The following is a 15,384-nucleotide window of genomic DNA, read 5'->3' as shown; positions in this document are numbered from 1 at the left end:
TGGGCACTCACGCCGGGACGGTCTCGCGGGCCAGCAGCTCGGTGATCCGGCCGACGCACCCGCCGCAGCCGGTGCCGGCACGGGTGGATGCCTTGACGCAGGCGATTGTGGGCTCTCCGGCCGTGGCGGCCTCGCGGATCGCGCCCGCGCTCACGCCGTTGCACCAGCACACGGTGGCGTCGGCGGCGAAGGGGTCGGCGACGACGGCCATCCCGGCGTCGGGCGCGTCGAGCCGGAGCAGCGCCGAGCGGTCGGCGGGGAGCTCCGAGCCGCGTTCGAACAGCAGCGTCAGTTCCGCGCCGGTGCGCGGCATCCCGACCGCGACGAAGCCGGTCAGCACGCCCTCGACGGTGACGAGCTTGACGTAGGCACCCCGCGCGGGGTCCGCCCAGATCGTGACCTGGGGGCCGTGGCATCCGGGGGCGTGCGCGAAGGGGTCGGCGTCGACGTCTCCGCCGGCCACGACGTCGACGCCCTCGGCCTTGAGCATGACGACACCGGGGCGCTCGACCGGCACCGGAACAGGGGATGCCGCAGCGAAACCGTTCACGCTCCCCGGTGCCGCCGCAGCGACGCCCGTCGACAGCAGCGCGGCAAGGCGGTCGGCCTGGCGCCAGCCCGGTCCGACGAGCCCGCTCGGGCCCCCGGGGACTCGGCCGTGGGGGTCGGCATCCGCCGGGTCGGCGACGTGCGCGCAGTCGCCGATCGCGAAGACGTCGGGGTCGGTCCACGAGCGCGAGGACCCGTCGACGAGGATCCCCGTCGAGATCGCCAGGCCCGCGAGCGATGCCACTTCCGTCCGCGCCGCGACTCCGCACGACAGCACGAGCAGGTCTCCCGCGAGCACCTTGCCGTCGGCGCAGACCAGGCCGTCGAACCACGCGTGCCCGTGGTCGTCGTGGCGGAGGAGGATGCTCTCGGCGCGCGCGTGGTGCGCCATCTCCACCCCGACCGCGGTAGCGGCTGAGGCCAGCACTCGCCCGCCGTTCTCGTCGAGCGTCCGGTTCATCGGGGCGGCGGAGTGGTATGCCACCACCACTTCGGCTCCGGCCTCGGCGGCGGCCAGCGCGAGCTCCATCCCGAGCACTCCCGCGCCCAGCACGACGATTCGCTGCCCGGCCGAGACGGCCGCGCGCACGTTCTCGGCGTCGGCGAGGTCGCGCAGGGCGACGACGCCGCGGGGCAGCGGCGCGCCGCCGAGGTCGAGGTTGTCGGGGGCTGTCGAGACGGATGCGCGGTCGCGACGCGCGCGCTCCATCCCGGCGAGTGTCGGGACGTTCGCGCGGGCGCCGGTCGCGAGCACGAGCCGGTCGTAGTCGAGAGGGATGCCATCGTGCAGGCGCACGACTCGGCGGTGACGGTCAACGCCCACCACCGTCGTCGCAAGATGGAACCGCACGCCGGCTTGTTCGGCGACGCGGCGGTCGTCCATGTCGAGGCCCGCGCGGTCGGTGCGGCCGACCGCGTACTCGGCGAGCAGGACGCGGTTGTAGACGTCGTGGGGCTCGGCGCCTACGACGGTGAGGTCGATGCGCCCGTCGCGGACCGCGGGCAGCAGCCCGTCGATCAGCCGCGCCCCGACGGGGCCGTAGCCCACCAGCACCACACGCTCAGGCATGCAGACCCTCCTTCGTCAACGCGCCGCCCCGACCGGCATCATCGATCGGTCCACCCGCGACTGAGACCCCGACCGGCTCGTGCGCGGTGGGTCGCGCGACCGGCACCGTGGCATCCAGAGCGACCGTCACGCGCGTGCGCTTGAACTCCGGCATCGCCGACGTCGGGTCGACGCGAGCTTCGGTCAGGCGGTTCGCGCACTCGTCGCCGGCGTAGTGGAAGGGCAGGAAGACGGTGTCGTGGCGGATGTCGGTCGTCACGCTCGCCCGCGCCCGCACGGTGCCGCGTTCGTTCGACACCGCGACGAGTGCGCCTTCCCGGATGCCGAGTCGAGAGGCCGTCGCCGGGTGGATCTCGAGCTGCGCCTCGGGCCTGGCGCCGTTCAGCTCGGAGACGCGGCGGGTCTGGGTGCCCGACTGGTATTGCTGCAGGTAGCGACCGGTGACGAGGGTCAGGTCGCCGCCGCGGTCGGTGGGCGTCGGGGGAGCGGCCTCGACCGGTACGAGCCTGGCGAGCCCGTCGGCATGCGCGAAACCCTCGGCGAACGGACGCGGGGTGCTCTCGGACCGGTACGGCCAGTACGCCTCGATGCCCGTGTCGAGCAGGGCGTGCGAGAGACCGGAGTAGTCGGCGATGCCGCCCTCCGAGGCGCGGGCGAGCTCGTCGAACACCTCGGCCGGATTCGTCGACCACGTGGATGCCGCGCCCAGGCGCCGCGCGATCTCGGCCATGATCCACAGCTCGCTGCGGGCACCGTCGGGCCCGGGCAGCGCCTGGCGGCGGCGGATCACCCGGCCCTCGAGCGAGGTCATCGTGCCCTCCTCCTCGGCCCACTGGAGCACGGGGAGCACGATGTCGGCGAGCTCCGCGGTCTCGCTCAGGAAGAAGTCGCACACGATGAGGGTGTCGAGGGCTTCCAGCCGGGCCCGCACGGCTTCGACGTCGGGCGCCGAGACGACGACGTTCGACCCGGCGACGAGCAGAGTCTTCACCGGCCCGCCGAGTTCGCCGAGCAGGGCGGTCGCCGGGATGCCGGCATCCGGGAGGTCGTCATGATCGACGCCCCACACCCCGGCGACGTGCCGACGCGCCTCGGGGTCGCGGATGGAGCGGTAGCCGGGCAGCTGGTCGGCCTTCTGCCCGTGCTCGCGCCCGCCCTGGCCGTTGCCCTGTCCGGTGAGGGTGCCATAGCCCGAGTCCTCGCGGCCGACGAGCCCGAGCACGAGGGCGAGGTTGATCGCGGCGGTCGCGGTGGCGGTGCCGTCGACGTGTTGTTCGACGCCGCGTCCGGTGAGGATGTACGTGCGTCCCGCGGCGAGGCGGCGGGCGGTCTCGCGGAGCTGAGCGACGGGGACGCCGGTGGTAGTCGAGGTGCGCTCGGGCCACCACGCGGCGACCGATCGGCGTACGGCGTCGAAGCCGGTCGTGCGCTCTTCTATATACGCGCGGTCCGCGAGGCCCTCGGCGATGACGATGTGCGTGAGGCCGAGCAGGAGCGGCAAGTCGGTGCCGGGGGCGGCTTGCAGGTGGGTGCCGGCCCCGTCTTCGGTCAGGCGCGCGGTGGCGGAGCGGCGCGGATCGACGACCATCAGGCCGCCGTTCGCCCGTGCTCCGGCCAGGTGCGCGAGGAACGGCGGCATGGTCGCGGCGACGTTGGAGCCGAGCAGCAGGATGGTCCGGGCGTCGTCGAGGTCGGTGACGGGGAAGGGCAGGCCGCGGTCCATGCCGAAGGCCCGGTTGGATGCCGCTGCCGCCGACGACATGCAGAATCGGCCGTTGTAGTCGATGCGCGAGGTGCCGAGAGCGACCCGGGCGAACTTGCCGAGTTGGTAGGCCTTCTCGTTGGTGAGGCCGCCGCCGCCGAAGATGGCGTTGGCGTCGGCTCCGTGCGCGGCTTTCGTGTCGCGGAACGCCGCGGCGACGGCATCCAGTGCCTCATCCCAGGTGGTCTCGGCGAGGGTTCCGTCGGGCCGTCGGGTCAACGGCATCCCGAGTCGTTGGGGGGATGCCAGGAGCTCCGCCGACGTCCAGCCCTTGGCGCAGAGCCCTCCCCGGTTGGTGGGGAAGTCGCGGCCGGCGACCGTGGTGGACCCGTCGTGGATCACGGTCATGGCGCACTGCAGCGCGCAGTAGGGGCAGTGGGTGTCGGCGGAGCTCATGGTCATCAGATCCGGGTGCCGGTCTTCTTCGCCATCCGCAGGTACACACCGGCGGTGAGGGCGAGGAAGGCGACGTACGCCAGGGCGAACCAACCGAGGGCGGGGGTGTACGAGCCGAACGTCGTCTTCGAGAAGCCGAGCAGCTGCGGGATGAAGAACCCGCCGTACGCGCCGATGGCCGAGATGAGGCCGAGTGCGGCCGCGGCCTTGCGCTGCGCGCCGATCCCGTTGTTCGAGCGGAGGGCGAAGATCGTCGGGATCATGCGGTAGGTCGAGCCGTTGCCCATGCCGGCGGCGGCGAACAGCACCAGGAAGCAGAGCAGGAAGACCGCGAAGTTCTGCATCGGCAGGGTCAGGATGACGCCCAGGATGCCGAGACCCATCACCGTGAACGCGCCCATCGTGATGACGGTACCGCCGAAGCGGTCGGCGAGCTTGCCGCCGTAGGGGCGGGCGAGCGAGCCGATGAGGGCGCCCAGGAAGGCGAGGGTGACGGTCGCGGTGCCGATCGTGATCCCCTTGAAGTCGGGGAACGTGTCGGCGAGGAGCTTCGGGAAGACGCCGGCGAAGCCGATGAACGAGCCGAAGGTGCCGATGTAGAGGACGGCCATGATCCACAGGTGCGGCTCTTTGAGTGCGGCGAGGGATGCCGTGATGTCGGCCTTGGCGCTGGAGAGGTTGTCCATGCGGAAGTAGGCGCCGACCATGGCGACGAGGATCAGCGGCACCCAGATGAGACCCGCGAGCGGCAGGTTGAGGGTGGCGGCGGCTCCGACGGTGATGACGATCGGAACGACGAACTGCGCGACCGAGGCGCCGAGGTTGCCGCCGGCGGCGTTGAGTCCGAGCGCGTATCCCTTCTGCGCGGCGGGGTAGAAGAACGTGATGTTCGCCATCGAGCTGGCGAAGTTGCCGCCGCCGAAGCCGGCGAACGCGGCGATCAGGAGCAGCAGGCCGAACGGGGTCGCGGGATTCGACACCGCGATGGCGAGGCCGATGCTCGGGATGAGCAGCAGACCCGCGGAGACGATCGTCCAGTTGCGACCGCCGAAGCGCGGAACCATGAACGTGTAGGGGATGCGCAGTGTCGCGCCGACGAGGCTCGGCATCGAGATGAGCCAGAAGATCTCGCCCGTGGACAGCTGGAAGCCTGCCGCCGGCAGCGACACGACCACGACCGACCACAGCTGCCACACGACGAACCCGAGGAACTCGGCGAAGATCGACCACCGCAGGTTGCGGGAGGCGATGGCCTTGCCCTCTGTGGCCCACTGCGTGGCGTTCTCGGGGTTCCAGTTGTCGATCCAGCGGCCGGGGCGGTGTTGTAGCTCCGCTACTTCTGTTGCGGCCGCGGGCGGAGTTGCGGTTTCGGGGCGCGGGTCGGTGACGGTCACGGAGTCCTCCGGAAGGCGATGTGGGGAGGTGCAGCGCCCCGCATGGGTGGGGCGTGGTCGCCAGCGTAGGGAGGAGGGGTTTCCCGGGACCGCGCGGCCGGGGGCGGGGAGGTAACGGTTGTTTCACCCGCGGCGGGGGTGGGGGAGAGGGGGAGTTTACGTGGGCGTTACACATGCAGGACCCGCCGGCGTAAGCCTCCGCACTCATGGTCGGTCGCTCAGCGGGCCGGGGTCGACCACTAGAGCAGGGATCGTCGACGCAATATAGCCAGTGGAGCATCCCGCCCCGTACGGCCGGATCCGAGATGATGGACGAATGAATCACATTCAAGGCCTCGCGTTCGTCGGCTACAGAAGCTTCTCTGGCTCTCAACCGGCGGTCATTCAGCCGGCAGGAAAAGTCAACCTAATCGTGGGACAGAATAACGCTGGTAAGTCGAACGTTCTCCGAGTTGTGAGTAAGGTGCTCCGCGGTGACGACGCCACGCTCACTACGTTGGACAGGCCGCTCGGCCACGACGCGGCTTTCCGTGCTTGGGTGTACTTTTCGATGGATGATGTGGCGGAGTGGATGTCCTTGAACTCTGTTCAAGTCCAACCGCAGCGCGTGATGAGCTTCCTTTCTCATCGTTCGTTATCTCTCGGTGAGGAGAACGAAGGCGGGTTTTGGTGGCCCATCGGTCTAAATGACGCTGCTGACGATGCCGGACTCAGAGCGATAGCAAACGAAATTGGCGACACGGCTTTAGCGAGAGAACTGTCAATCGCAATCACCTCGTCGGGCGGTGGTGGGCGCGGGGAGGATGCTTTCAGAGTGCTCCGAATGATTGAGGGATGGCGTCCGGTTCTCCCCCCGGCCCTCACGGTCGATGGAGTTCGTTCCATATCCGGGGGCGGCGAAGGCAGCTTTGATCTCAACGGGACAAACATCATCCGGCGGCTGCAGCGATTGCAGAGTCCATCCACGGAATCTCTGTCCGACAGGGAGATTTTCCGCGCGTTGCAGAACTTTGTTCGCGCCGTGCTAGACGACCAGTCAGTATCGATAGATATTCCCCACGATGTCGCGACTATTCACGTTACGCAGGGCGGGCAGACACTGCCCATCGAGAATATGGGGACGGGAGTCCACGAAGTCGTGATCCTGGCGGCGGCAGCCACTGTGACAACGGACGCCGTTCTTTGCGTCGAGGAGCCGGAGCTTCACCTTCATCCCGTGCTCCAGAGAAAGCTTCTCAAATATCTGGCCTTGGAAACTAGCAACCAATACTTTATTGCGACCCACTCGGCGCACATGCTCGACTCTTCGATCGGTTCAATTTTCCATATCGAGCGAGAGGGTAATGAATCTAAGCTGAGATTCGCCGGATCGGCTCGTGCGCGAAGTTCAATTTGCGCCGATCTGGGCTATAGGCCGTCTGACCTCGTGCAAGCCAACGCCGTGATTTGGGTTGAAGGGCCATCCGATCGAGTATATGTCAAGCATTGGATCGAGCAGATGGCGCCTGCTGAGTTTGTTGAGGGAACGCATTACACGATCATGTTCTACGGGGGTTCGCTTCTGAGCGCTCTGTCTCCATTGGATGCGGAAGAGGTTGAGGAGTTTGTTTCTTTGCGTAGCCTAAATCGATATATGGTAGTTCTCATCGACTCGGATCGTCGTTCCGAGGAAGCGGGTCTCAACGCCGCAAAGTCGCGTGTAATCGAGGAGTTAGAGGGGGATCCCTCCACAGGATTGGCCTGGGTGACAGCCGGGTACACAATCGAAAATTACATCGAAGAGGCGCGGCTAAATTCTGCCATCGTCGCAGCGCACCCAAGTGTATCTGGTGCGAACTTCAGTTCGTTCGGGCGCTGGGATAATCCGCTAGCGGCGACCCGTGTCGGAGTGGGGAATCCGAGTAAAGTGGCTATTGCCAAAGCTGTCGTAGAGGTGTCGGGGGATGAGTGGCCACTGGATTTGCAAGAGAAGGTGGCTGCAGTTGTTCAACTTGTTCGACGCGCGAATTCTTCGGTCCTTTAGGTTGCAGGCGAATATGAATCGGTTGACGGAAGATTGAGATGTCACCCCCACTACGCCCCAGAGCGCCCAACCCAATGGCATTCCGCAGCTTCGTCTCACCAACCCCTACGAAGGCAGGTGAAGCCGTGTCCCGCACGATCTCGTCGACAATTCACCCGATCCAGCGCTGCACCGCAGCCTCGAACCCTTGCGCGTGGTGGGACGGCCTCGTGGTCGACGCCGATGGCGCGACGGTGACCGTTGCGCTGCTGAACGGCGCGACGGTCGGACTTCGGGCCGTGGGACCTGCCGTCGCCATCGCGGTGGGGGAGCCGGTGGCGTGTCACTCGGTCGCGGAACTGGTCAGTGCGTCGGCGATTCTCACGACCGCGCGCACCGCCTGAGAGTCACTTCAAGCCACGGGCAGCAGGCCACGCTCCGCGAAGACCTTCTTCGCCGCGAATGTGGCGTTCAGCGCGCGCGGGAAGCCGCAGTACACGGCTGCGTGGAGCATCGCCTCGGTGATCTCGGTCGGGGTGAGCCCGACGTTGAGCGCCGCGTTCACGTGCACATCGAGCTGGGGCTCGCACCCACCGAGGGCAGTCAGGATGCCGAGCGTGACGAGCTGTCGATCGCGGGGCTGCAGTGCGGGGCGTGCGTACATCTCGCCGAAGGCCCACGCGACGACCTGGTGAGCCAGTTCCGGGGACACGTCAGCGAGCGCATCGATGACTTTCGCGCCGGCCTCTCCGTCGACGGCATCCAGGACCTCCCTGCCGCGGGTGAATTGCTGCTCTCGGGCTGTCGTCTCGCTCATGAATCCTGCCGTCCTTCATCGTTTCTGTCGGTCGCGTCGAGGGCCCGGCGATAGACGCCGATCTTCTCGTCCAGGGCGCGCTCGTGCGCGCGGAGCTCAGTGACCCGCTCATGCAGGGCTCGCTGATGAGCCTCGAGAAGGGCGAGGCGACTGTGCGTGGTCGCGTCTCCGCGATGACGTAGGTCGGCGTACTCGCGCATCTGCGCGATCGGCATCCCTGTCTGCCGCAGTCGCAGCAGGAACGCCACCCATTCCACATCGGTGTCGCGGTACCGACGCTGCTTGCCGGTGGTCCGTGCCACCGGCCGTAGGAGCCCCGCGCGTTCGTAATAGCGCAGGGTGTGCGCGGTCACCCCGGTCGTCTGGGCCATCTGCGCGACCGTCAGGCCGGCGTCATCGGTGCTCACCCGGTCAGCGTAGAAGTTCGAGTGCGCTCACAGTCAACGCTGTAGCGTCGGGCCATGCGACACGCCTTCCTGCGTCCCAGCGCACGAACACTCTTGGCGTGCCTCGCCCGCAGGCCTGGGAGGCGTGGCTCTGGCCGCGTTAGCCGTCGTGAGTCCTGAAGCATCGGTCTCGACAGCTCCATGGGGGCTGATGGTGTGGGGAGGTCCCGCGGGGTTCGTGATCGGGGCCGCGCTCGGTCTGATCACCTGGGCGGCGACACGCTCCCTTATGACCCTGCCGTTCGTCCAGCGCCCAGCGACGCGGGTGGCGGTCGCCTTGGTGCCCGTCGTGATCGGCGCCGCGGTCGGATACGCGAGTTTCGCAAGCGCCCTCTCCGTCATCGCCCCCGCGATGATGATCGGGGGCGCGCTCGGCTTGCTGTGCGGTGTGATGGAGGCCTCGGCTGCGGCGCGGCGCGGTCGTGATTCGGCACAATGACCGGGCTTTGAATCAGAGACATTCGGCGAGCAACGGCGCAGGACGTCCTCGAGCCGCCGACCGCGCGGCAGGAAGAAAGCGGACGTGCAGGCCATCCGAGTGCCCGGTGTTACGCCCCACTACGCCCTAGATCGCCCGCTCCCGTGGCATCCCGTAGCTTCATCTCACCAACCACTCCGAAGGCAGGTGAAGCCATGTCCCGTACGATCTCGTCGACAGTCCACCCGATCCAGCGCTGCATGGCAGCCTCGAACCCCTCCGCATGGTGGGACGGCCTCGTCGTCGACGCCGATGGCGCGACGGTAGCCGTTGCGTTGCTCACTGGCGCGACCGTGGAGCTGCGGGTCGTCGGACCTGCCGTCGACATCGCGGTGGGGGAGCCCGTGGCGTACCACCCGGTTGCGGAGCTGCTCAGCGCGTCGGCGATCCTCACGACCGCACGCGCCGCATAGCCGAGCGGCCGCCGACGAAACGTCAGCGGCCGCGCGAAGAACGGAACTCAGGCGGACATCGAGGCCATCATGGCCTCGCACTTCATGACCATGTCGTCGCAGGCCATCGCGCAGTAGCGGCACATCTCGTCCATGTCGCCGTGAGCGCGGCACTCGGCGGCGCAGGCCTTGCCCATCGTCATGCAGGCGGTCATCATGGCGTTCATCACGTCCATGTTCATCCCGGCCGGACGCATCATCATGTGCATCGTCGCCTGAGCCATCTCGACCATGTTCGAGCACATCGCGCAACAGGTCGCCATCTCGGCGCCGTGCATCATCACGCTGCCGGCGCACATCGCCGCTGCCATCGCGCAGGCGTTGAGCGACTGCATGCATTCCTGCATGGCATCCATGTCCATGGTCATCTCGCCCATGTCCATCGACTTCATCATGGCCATCGTGTCCATTGCTTCTCCCGTGTGCTCGTCGTGACGGAGGGACCGGATGCCGCGGAGGGACTCCGGCGTACCGCGATGCTACGCGGGGTCGCGGCCGCGAGACAGTGCTCGCAGCAGGTTGATCGGGTGGTGTTAAGGTACGGGGCTCCACATCCGTGACCGGCCGTACATAACGTCAGCGATGCGTGCAGCCTCAGCGCGGATCGGCGAGTGCCGACGGAGTTCGTGCGCGTCGCGGAGTTTCTGCACGCGGGCTACACGATTCGCCGGAACCTCGGCCCCGAGTAGCCGTCTCGATCGACCGTCCCGGTGAACATCTCGACAGGGCGCACCCAGTAGGAGTAGTCGTCGTAGAGCTTGCGGTACGAGACGAAGACCTCTTCGGTCTCGGAATGCCGGGTCGTTCCGAACACCTCGTATCGCTGTCCCTTGAAGTGTTCGTAGATGCCGGGTTCGACGTTCATGGGCGTTCCGTTCCTCGCCTCACGGGTGATCGGCGCGAAAGCCGAGTATGCCAGCGGTGCGATGGCCTCGCGCGGGCGTCTCTATCCTTTGCGTTTGCTGAGTGGCAGACTCCAGTCACACACCGCTGTGACCCGAAGGAGCGGGAGATGTTCTCGCTGCGCCGTTCCGCCAAGGCCCCGACATGGAAGCAGGTCGAGGACGACTTCGTGATGGGCGCCTGCTCGCGCCGACTGTTCGGGTACATCAGTCGCGACCTCGACGGGGTGTGGACGGCGTTCGACGAAGAAGCCCGTGTCGTCGCCGCGGGACCGGACCTTGCCGACGTGGCAGAGGCGCTGTGGGCGGGGCACCTCGCGGCGCATGACGAGCAGTGCGAACCCGTGGGCGAGATCCCGTGGTGGCGCCGAGTCGCGCGCAAGCGCGGGATGCCGGCATCCCCCTGATCGCGCCCGGCGATCCGCCGGGGTGTGCGTCGTGTCTTCGGCATCCGGAAGCGTGCGGCGCTCCTCTCGGGAGAGATGCACGACGCGGCCCGTAGACTCCGGCGCATGTCGCGTCCTGTCATCGTCACCGAAACGGGCCCCGTCGCCGGATCGTCCGCCGAGCGCGTCGAGCGCTACCTCGGCATCCCGTACGCCGCAGCTCCCACCGGGGCGAGACGGTTCGCGCGGCCAGAGCCGGTGGAGCCCTGGGATGCCGTGCGCGAAGCTACGGAGTTCGGTCCGACCTCTCCTCAGTCGCCGTATCCGGGCGCGACCGGCGAGCTGCTGGCATCCACGATCATTCCCGGCGACGACGTGCTCACCGTCAACGTGTGGCGACCGGAGGATGCCGAGGGCGCGGCCGTCATGCTGTGGTTCCACGGCGGTGCGCTCGAGCGGGGCACGGCGGCGCTCAGCACCTACGACGGCACCCCGTTCGCCCGCGACGGCGTCGTGTTCGTCTCGGCCAACTACCGGCTCGGAGCGGAGGGGTTCTCGGTGCTGCCCGACGCGCCGCGCAACCTGGGCCTCGCCGACGCCGCGGAGGCGCTGCGCTGGACGCACCGCAACATCGCGCGGTTCGGTGGGGACCCCGCGCGCATCTCGATCTTCGGGGAGTCCGCCGGGGGAGCGGTCGTGGCCGCCCTGCTCTCGCGCGACGACCTGCGTCCGTTGATCGCCGGGGCGATCATCGAGTCCGGCCCCCTCGACGCCGAGACTCCCCAGCGCGCGGCGCGGCCGATCCGCGGGATCGCGCGCGCCCTCGGTGTCGATGCGACGGCGGCGGCGCTGCGCGAGGTCGCGCCGGAGCGGCTCGTGGCGGCCCGCGACCGACTCGCCGCCCGGTCGACGCCGCTGCGGGGGACCCCCGGCTTCACCGCCGCGATCGATCCCGCGACCCTTCCGGAATCGCCGCGGCGCGCTCTCGTCACGGCCGATGTTCCCGTGCTGATCGGCACGAACACCGACGAATACCGCCTCTGGTACCCGCCCGCGGCGCTCGCCCGGCTCACGCGGCGCACGTACGCCGTCTTGGCCCTCGCGAAGCGCCTCCCGCGCGGCGTGTGGGCGGCCTACCGCCGGGCCCTTCCTGATGCCTTGGCTGGCGAGATGATCGGGCAGGTGCTGACCGACCTGATCCTGCGCGCGCCCGCCGTCGAGGTCGCGCGCTCCCGCACCGCCCCCACCTTCGTCTACGAGTTCGCGTGGCAGAGCCCGGTGCGCGACCTGCGCGCGGCACACGCGCTCGAGATCGGATTCGTCTTCGACGCCCTGGACGACGCGGCCGGCCAGCGGATGACGGGACCCGCCGCCCCGCGGGAGCTCGCGCAGCGCATGCACGCCGACTGGATCCGTTTCGCCGAGACGGGGGATCCGGGGTGGAGCGCCTTCGCGGACGGCGGGCGCGTCCGGCGATACGACACCGTGACGAGCGACGTCGAGTTGCCGCGTGCCGAGGCGCTGGCGGCGTTGATGCGCTGAGTGGAGACCGGCTCGCGATCTCGCGTGCGTCGGGCCGCTCTTCACGTCATCCCCTCCTCCGCGAAGGATGCCGCGAGGTGGGCGTTTCGTCGGGCGATGAGCCGGCGCAGGTACGGCACGAGGATCAGGCGCTCGGCAACGATTCCGAAGACGGGCGAGGCCAGGTCGATGGTGTCGGTCATCCTCGTCCCGCCGTCGGGAGTCTCGTCGAACCGGTGCTCGTGCCGGAACGATCGGAAAGGGCCCCGCGTCTGTTCATCGACGAACCGTGTCGGTTCGTCCATCTCCGAGATGCGAGCGGTCATGGTGAACCAGATGCCCCCGTGGCGGGCCCGGAACGTGACCGTGTCGCCGAGCTGCATCGGCCCCTCGGTGACGCCGGCAGTGGCGCTCTCCCTGCTGCCGTGCATCGAGGCGACGTGTGCGCCGATGTCGCGCGCGAGGTCGAACACCGCGGCGGGACTCGCCGCGATGTCGGTTCGGAGGGTGAAACGGGAGGGCACGACGTCATCCTCCTCGCTTTCGCGTCCGGGTGATCCAGGGTCGGCGGAGTTGCTCTGACCCCGGCCCGGGCCCGGCTCGCGGCTCAGGCGGCGATGCGAATCAGCCCCAGGGCGATCGTGGTGATCCCCGCCGTCCACAGCGCGATCGCCAGCGCCTGCCAACCGATCACCCGCGCGGGCGAGACCCCGGTCGAGGTGAGCGCCGCGGCGGTGAACTGGGTGGGCAGTAGCAGGGGGCCGAGCAGGCTCACCCCGGGCGTCCCGTACCGGTGGTACGCCTTCTCGAACTTCTCCCGGCGCGCCGTCGGAGCCTTCGCGGGTGCGCCGCGGCGGGTCGTGACGGCAGCGCGGACGCGCGAGGTCGCCAGCACGACGACGGCGACGCAGAGGAGGTTGCCGACCGCGCCGGCCAGCGCGGCGATGACCGGGTGGATGCCGCCGATGATGCCGATCGCGGCGGCGCCCTCTCCCTCGATGAAGGGCACGGCGCCCGCGAGCGCGACGATGAGCGGCTGCACGAGATCGGGCACGTCGGCGACGAGGCCTTGGAATCCGAGGACGAGATCGGTGACGGGGTTCGACATGGAAGCTCCTGGGGGATGAGTCCGCGGGGTGTTCCGCGATGAATCCATCCCATCGGCGACGCGCGCACGGCGGCAGTGCCGTGGTGTCACGGCCGCTCGGGACGATGTATCGGTGGGCCCCTGACGAATGTCACGGGCGTCGCCGACTTTCCTCGGGGGAGCTCGGGCGCGTATCGTCGTCGGTTCATCGCCGCGAGGAGGGGGCATCGCATGGGGGCGTTCGGCTGGATCGAGTGGGTGTTCTGGGCGGCGATCGCCGTCGGCGTGATCGTGCGGCTCATCGTCGTTCTGCGCCGACGGGGCAGAAGAGGACGCGAGGCCCTGCGATCGGCCTTCGGTCCGGTGGTGGACGCCGGTGCCGCGCAATCGGCGGCCTACGGGTGGACGCCGTCGTCGTCGACCGATCTGCCCGCCGCCTACGGCACGGTGCAGACGGGCGAGGGCGACGACCGCCCGCGCGACCTGCCCGAGCGGCGGGCATAGCCGATCGATAGGCGGGCGTAGGGCGAGGTGAGGGTGCGCGCTCCACACTCGGCGGCATGACCACGATCGACCCCGTCCCGACCACCCCGCCCGCTGACGCGCAGAAAACGGAGGTGAAGCGTCGACCGCCGCTCACGCGCCGCCTCGTCGCCGGCATCGGCGCCGGTGCGCTCGTCGTCGGCCTGCTCGTCGGCGGTGGGGCCGGTTTCGCGATCGGCAACGCCTCGGCCGCGAACGCGGCGACCTCGGGCACGATGCCCGGATTCGGCACCGGCACTCCGCCGCAGATGGGCGGCGAGCGGCCCGACTTCGGCGACGGCACCCCTCCGCAGATGGGCGAGGGCGGTCCCGGCGGAACGACCGACGGATCCACCGACGGCTCGACGGACGGCTCGACCGGGGACTCCGGCACCACCAGCTGATCGCTCAGGCCGCGGCATCCTGTCGTCTGTCGGGGATCCAATTCCACGTGGCAGGGATCGGGCGGCGGGGGAGCGCCGCGCGTCCTAGCCTCGGACGCATGATCATCCGCGTCTCGGAAGCCCACGTCCGCGAAGGGATGCACGAGGAGTTCCTCGCCCGTCTGCGCGAGCTCGTGTCGACGTTCCCCGCGACCCATGCCGGGATGGTGCGACACGAGGTGCTCGTCGACGACGCCGATCCTCGACGCGTGCAGTACGTCAGCGCGTGGGCCGACGCCTCCGCGCTCGTGGGCTACGCGGATGCCGAGTGGCGCACGCGTCCCGTCACCTTTCCCGACGAGGAGCGCTTCCTCACCCGCCCGCTCGAGCTGCGGCACTTCGTCACGGTCGACGTCGACCCCGCGTGAGCCGGGCGGCGGCATCGACCGGGGTTCTGGGGCTGAGCGCGAGCCGTCCGCTCACGTGGCGAGGTCGTCGAGCCACGACGATCGCAGACGCAGCGCCCGTTCGACGCCGGCCAGCACGACGACGACCGTGACCCCCGCATTCACCGCGGGCGGAAGGGTCAGCGGCGACGTGAACGAGCCGAGGGAGTCGGCGATCAGAGGGATCTGCGAAAGGGTCGCGAGCAGCTGCGGGACCGCGATGGCCGCCCCGACGATGACGACGGCGAGCGACAGGATGCCGACCACCCGGCTCGCACGCGGATGATCGCGGTCGAAGGCGGCCCGGCGTCCCTCCGCCGAGCGGGGATGCGGGGCCAGCTGACGCTCGTCGCCCACCGCCGGGACGAAGTGGCACCGGCGGAGGCCGACGGTGCCGACCGCGACCTCGATGTGACCCCCGGGTACCGCGAACCGCGCGGGCAGGCGCGACACCGAGGCCAGCGCGCCGTCGCGATACAGGCGTGCGCGCACCGTGCCGTCGGCGTGGTCGCCGAGCTGATGCACGTCGACGGTGAACTCCGTCGCCGAGCCGGTGGCATCCGGTATCGACAGTGACAGCTGCGAGCGGCTCAGCGCCTGCCACCACCGGAACGGCGCGAGCGGTCGGCCGTCCCCCTCCTTCGCGCGCCGTTCGGCGAGCCGCGCGCGCAGGGAACGGGGGCGCGGGGCCGTCACAGCAGGACCTCGCTGAGGGGGAAGACGAGGTAGCGCAGCGAAACGTCCAGGGCGAACGGGCGACGCCAGAACGGCG

The 15,384-nt window shown here is 69.2% G+C and carries 19 protein-coding genes; 9 read left to right on the top strand and 10 right to left on the bottom strand.

Going from position 1 to position 15,384, the window contains the following annotated elements:
* Positions 1-7 precede the first annotated feature (7 nt).
* Genes RWH44_RS02555 through RWH44_RS02545 form a run of 3 tightly spaced genes read right to left on the bottom strand, consistent with a single transcriptional unit; the run spans position 8 to position 5,170 of the window.
* Positions 8-1,618 (bottom strand): FAD-dependent oxidoreductase, encoded by a 1,611-nt coding sequence (locus RWH44_RS02555; RefSeq protein WP_316003359.1) that lies wholly within the window; start codon positions 1,616-1,618, stop codon positions 8-10.
* Positions 1,611-3,776 carry a molybdopterin oxidoreductase family protein gene (locus RWH44_RS02550; RefSeq protein WP_437127266.1) on the bottom strand — a complete coding sequence of 722 codons (2,166 nt, stop codon included), beginning with the start codon at positions 3,774-3,776 and terminating at the stop codon, positions 1,611-1,613. The genes RWH44_RS02555 and RWH44_RS02550 overlap by 8 nt, the downstream gene beginning before the upstream one ends.
* A 5-nt stretch (positions 3,777-3,781) precedes the next feature.
* Positions 3,782-5,170, bottom strand: coding sequence for an MFS transporter (locus tag RWH44_RS02545; protein ID WP_316003357.1), 1,389 nt, complete (start codon positions 5,168-5,170; stop codon positions 3,782-3,784).
* A gap of 316 nt (positions 5,171-5,486) precedes the next feature.
* On the opposite strand from RWH44_RS02545, the gene RWH44_RS02540 reads away from it, so the two are divergent.
* Positions 5,487-7,193, top strand: a complete 1,707-nt coding sequence (locus RWH44_RS02540) for an AAA family ATPase (protein WP_316003356.1) — start codon at positions 5,487-5,489, stop codon at positions 7,191-7,193.
* A 125-nt stretch (positions 7,194-7,318) separates the two neighbouring features.
* On the top strand, positions 7,319-7,576 hold the full coding sequence (locus RWH44_RS02535; protein ID WP_316003355.1) for a nuclease: 258 nt from the start codon (positions 7,319-7,321) through the stop codon (positions 7,574-7,576).
* An 8-nt stretch (positions 7,577-7,584) separates the two neighbouring features.
* Here RWH44_RS02535 and RWH44_RS02530 read toward each other — a convergent pair whose 3' ends face one another.
* Both RWH44_RS02530 and RWH44_RS02525 read right to left on the bottom strand, forming a co-directional pair.
* On the bottom strand, positions 7,585-7,989 hold the full coding sequence (locus RWH44_RS02530) for a carboxymuconolactone decarboxylase family protein (RefSeq protein WP_316003354.1): 405 nt from the start codon (positions 7,987-7,989) through the stop codon (positions 7,585-7,587).
* On the bottom strand, positions 7,986-8,396 hold the full coding sequence (locus tag RWH44_RS02525) for a MerR family transcriptional regulator (protein ID WP_316003353.1): 411 nt from the start codon (positions 8,394-8,396) through the stop codon (positions 7,986-7,988). Before RWH44_RS02525 ends, RWH44_RS02530 begins: the two co-directional genes overlap by 4 nt.
* A gap of 268 nt (positions 8,397-8,664) precedes the next feature.
* Between RWH44_RS02525 and RWH44_RS02520 the strand changes: the two genes are divergently transcribed.
* Entirely contained in the window at positions 8,665-8,874 is a 210-nt protein-coding gene (locus tag RWH44_RS02520) for a hypothetical protein (protein ID WP_316003352.1), read from the top strand.
* A gap of 239 nt (positions 8,875-9,113) precedes the next feature.
* Entirely contained in the window at positions 9,114-9,326 is a 213-nt protein-coding gene (locus RWH44_RS02515) for a nuclease (RefSeq protein ID WP_316003351.1), read from the top strand.
* Between the two features lie 47 nt (positions 9,327-9,373).
* On the opposite strand, the gene RWH44_RS02510 is transcribed toward RWH44_RS02515, so the two are convergent.
* Together RWH44_RS02510 and RWH44_RS02505 are read right to left on the bottom strand one after the other, a co-directional pair.
* Entirely contained in the window at positions 9,374-9,775 is a 402-nt protein-coding gene (locus RWH44_RS02510; protein WP_316003350.1) for a four-helix bundle copper-binding protein, read from the bottom strand.
* 245 nt (positions 9,776-10,020) lie between these two features.
* On the bottom strand, positions 10,021-10,230 hold the full coding sequence (locus tag RWH44_RS02505; RefSeq protein ID WP_298871538.1) for a DUF1653 domain-containing protein: 210 nt from the start codon (positions 10,228-10,230) through the stop codon (positions 10,021-10,023).
* 147 nt (positions 10,231-10,377) lie between these two features.
* Here RWH44_RS02505 and RWH44_RS02500 point away from each other — a divergent pair, with 147 nt between their 5' ends.
* Both RWH44_RS02500 and RWH44_RS02495 read left to right on the top strand, forming a co-directional pair.
* Positions 10,378-10,674 (top strand): hypothetical protein, encoded by a 297-nt coding sequence (locus tag RWH44_RS02500; protein ID WP_298871541.1) that lies wholly within the window; start codon positions 10,378-10,380, stop codon positions 10,672-10,674.
* Between the two features lie 105 nt (positions 10,675-10,779).
* Positions 10,780-12,195 carry a carboxylesterase/lipase family protein gene (locus RWH44_RS02495; protein ID WP_316003349.1) on the top strand — a complete coding sequence of 472 codons (1,416 nt, stop codon included), beginning with the start codon at positions 10,780-10,782 and terminating at the stop codon, positions 12,193-12,195.
* 41 nt (positions 12,196-12,236) lie between these two features.
* Here RWH44_RS02495 and RWH44_RS02490 read toward each other — a convergent pair whose 3' ends face one another.
* Together RWH44_RS02490 and RWH44_RS02485 are read right to left on the bottom strand one after the other, a co-directional pair.
* Positions 12,237-12,698 carry an SRPBCC family protein gene (locus RWH44_RS02490; RefSeq protein WP_316003348.1) on the bottom strand — a complete coding sequence of 154 codons (462 nt, stop codon included), beginning with the start codon at positions 12,696-12,698 and terminating at the stop codon, positions 12,237-12,239.
* An 83-nt stretch (positions 12,699-12,781) separates the two neighbouring features.
* Entirely contained in the window at positions 12,782-13,282 is a 501-nt protein-coding gene (locus tag RWH44_RS02485) for a small multidrug efflux protein (RefSeq protein WP_316003347.1), read from the bottom strand.
* 210 nt (positions 13,283-13,492) lie between these two features.
* On the opposite strand from RWH44_RS02485, the gene RWH44_RS02480 reads away from it, so the two are divergent.
* The 3 genes from RWH44_RS02480 (at position 13,493) to RWH44_RS02470 (ending at position 14,594) form a co-directional block, all read left to right on the top strand.
* The gene (locus RWH44_RS02480; RefSeq protein WP_316003346.1) at positions 13,493-13,765 is read left to right on the top strand and encodes a hypothetical protein; all 273 of its coding nucleotides are present in this window, start codon (positions 13,493-13,495) and stop codon (positions 13,763-13,765) included.
* Positions 13,766-13,821: 56 nt separating this feature from the next.
* The gene (locus tag RWH44_RS02475) at positions 13,822-14,187 is read left to right on the top strand and encodes a hypothetical protein (RefSeq protein WP_316003345.1); all 366 of its coding nucleotides are present in this window, start codon (positions 13,822-13,824) and stop codon (positions 14,185-14,187) included.
* Positions 14,188-14,285: 98 nt separating this feature from the next.
* On the top strand, positions 14,286-14,594 hold the full coding sequence (locus tag RWH44_RS02470) for a putative quinol monooxygenase (RefSeq protein ID WP_316003344.1): 309 nt from the start codon (positions 14,286-14,288) through the stop codon (positions 14,592-14,594).
* Positions 14,595-14,645: 51 nt separating this feature from the next.
* Here the strand turns inward: RWH44_RS02470 and RWH44_RS02465 are convergent, their stop codons facing one another.
* Positions 14,646-15,308, bottom strand: a complete 663-nt coding sequence (locus tag RWH44_RS02465) for a hypothetical protein (protein WP_316003343.1) — start codon at positions 15,306-15,308, stop codon at positions 14,646-14,648.
* Positions 15,309-15,384: the final 76 nt, after the last annotated feature.

Source organism: Microbacterium phycohabitans, assembly GCF_032464935.1.
Lineage (GTDB): Bacteria > Actinomycetota > Actinomycetes > Actinomycetales > Microbacteriaceae > Microbacterium > Microbacterium phycohabitans.
Note: the sequence above shows the minus strand (reverse complement) of the source record. Positions and strands in the feature narration are given on the sequence as shown.

Excerpts from the sequence above, each read along its gene's own strand:
- RWH44_RS02550 (WP_437127266.1), bottom strand. The coding sequence starts at position 3,776 with ATGAGCTCCGCCGACACCCACTGCCCCTACTGCGCGCTGCAGTGCGCC.
- RWH44_RS02480 (WP_316003346.1), top strand. The coding sequence starts at position 13,493 with ATGGGGGCGTTCGGCTGGATCGAGTGGGTGTTCTGGGCGGCGATCGCC.
- RWH44_RS02505 (WP_298871538.1), bottom strand. The coding sequence starts at position 10,230 with ATGAACGTCGAACCCGGCATCTACGAACACTTCAAGGGACAGCGATAC.
- RWH44_RS02500 (WP_298871541.1), top strand. The coding sequence starts at position 10,378 with ATGTTCTCGCTGCGCCGTTCCGCCAAGGCCCCGACATGGAAGCAGGTC.
- RWH44_RS02510 (WP_316003350.1), bottom strand. The coding sequence starts at position 9,775 with ATGGACACGATGGCCATGATGAAGTCGATGGACATGGGCGAGATGACC.
- RWH44_RS02530 (WP_316003354.1), bottom strand. The coding sequence starts at position 7,989 with ATGAGCGAGACGACAGCCCGAGAGCAGCAATTCACCCGCGGCAGGGAG.
- RWH44_RS02520 (WP_316003352.1), top strand. The coding sequence starts at position 8,665 with ATGACCCTGCCGTTCGTCCAGCGCCCAGCGACGCGGGTGGCGGTCGCC.
- RWH44_RS02515 (WP_316003351.1), top strand. The coding sequence starts at position 9,114 with ATGGCAGCCTCGAACCCCTCCGCATGGTGGGACGGCCTCGTCGTCGAC.
- RWH44_RS02470 (WP_316003344.1), top strand. The coding sequence starts at position 14,286 with ATGATCATCCGCGTCTCGGAAGCCCACGTCCGCGAAGGGATGCACGAG.
- RWH44_RS02495 (WP_316003349.1), top strand. The coding sequence starts at position 10,780 with ATGTCGCGTCCTGTCATCGTCACCGAAACGGGCCCCGTCGCCGGATCG.
- RWH44_RS02485 (WP_316003347.1), bottom strand. The coding sequence starts at position 13,282 with ATGTCGAACCCCGTCACCGATCTCGTCCTCGGATTCCAAGGCCTCGTC.
- RWH44_RS02475 (WP_316003345.1), top strand. The coding sequence starts at position 13,822 with ATGACCACGATCGACCCCGTCCCGACCACCCCGCCCGCTGACGCGCAG.
- RWH44_RS02540 (WP_316003356.1), top strand. The coding sequence starts at position 5,487 with ATGAATCACATTCAAGGCCTCGCGTTCGTCGGCTACAGAAGCTTCTCT.
- RWH44_RS02555 (WP_316003359.1), bottom strand. The coding sequence starts at position 1,618 with ATGCCTGAGCGTGTGGTGCTGGTGGGCTACGGCCCCGTCGGGGCGCGG.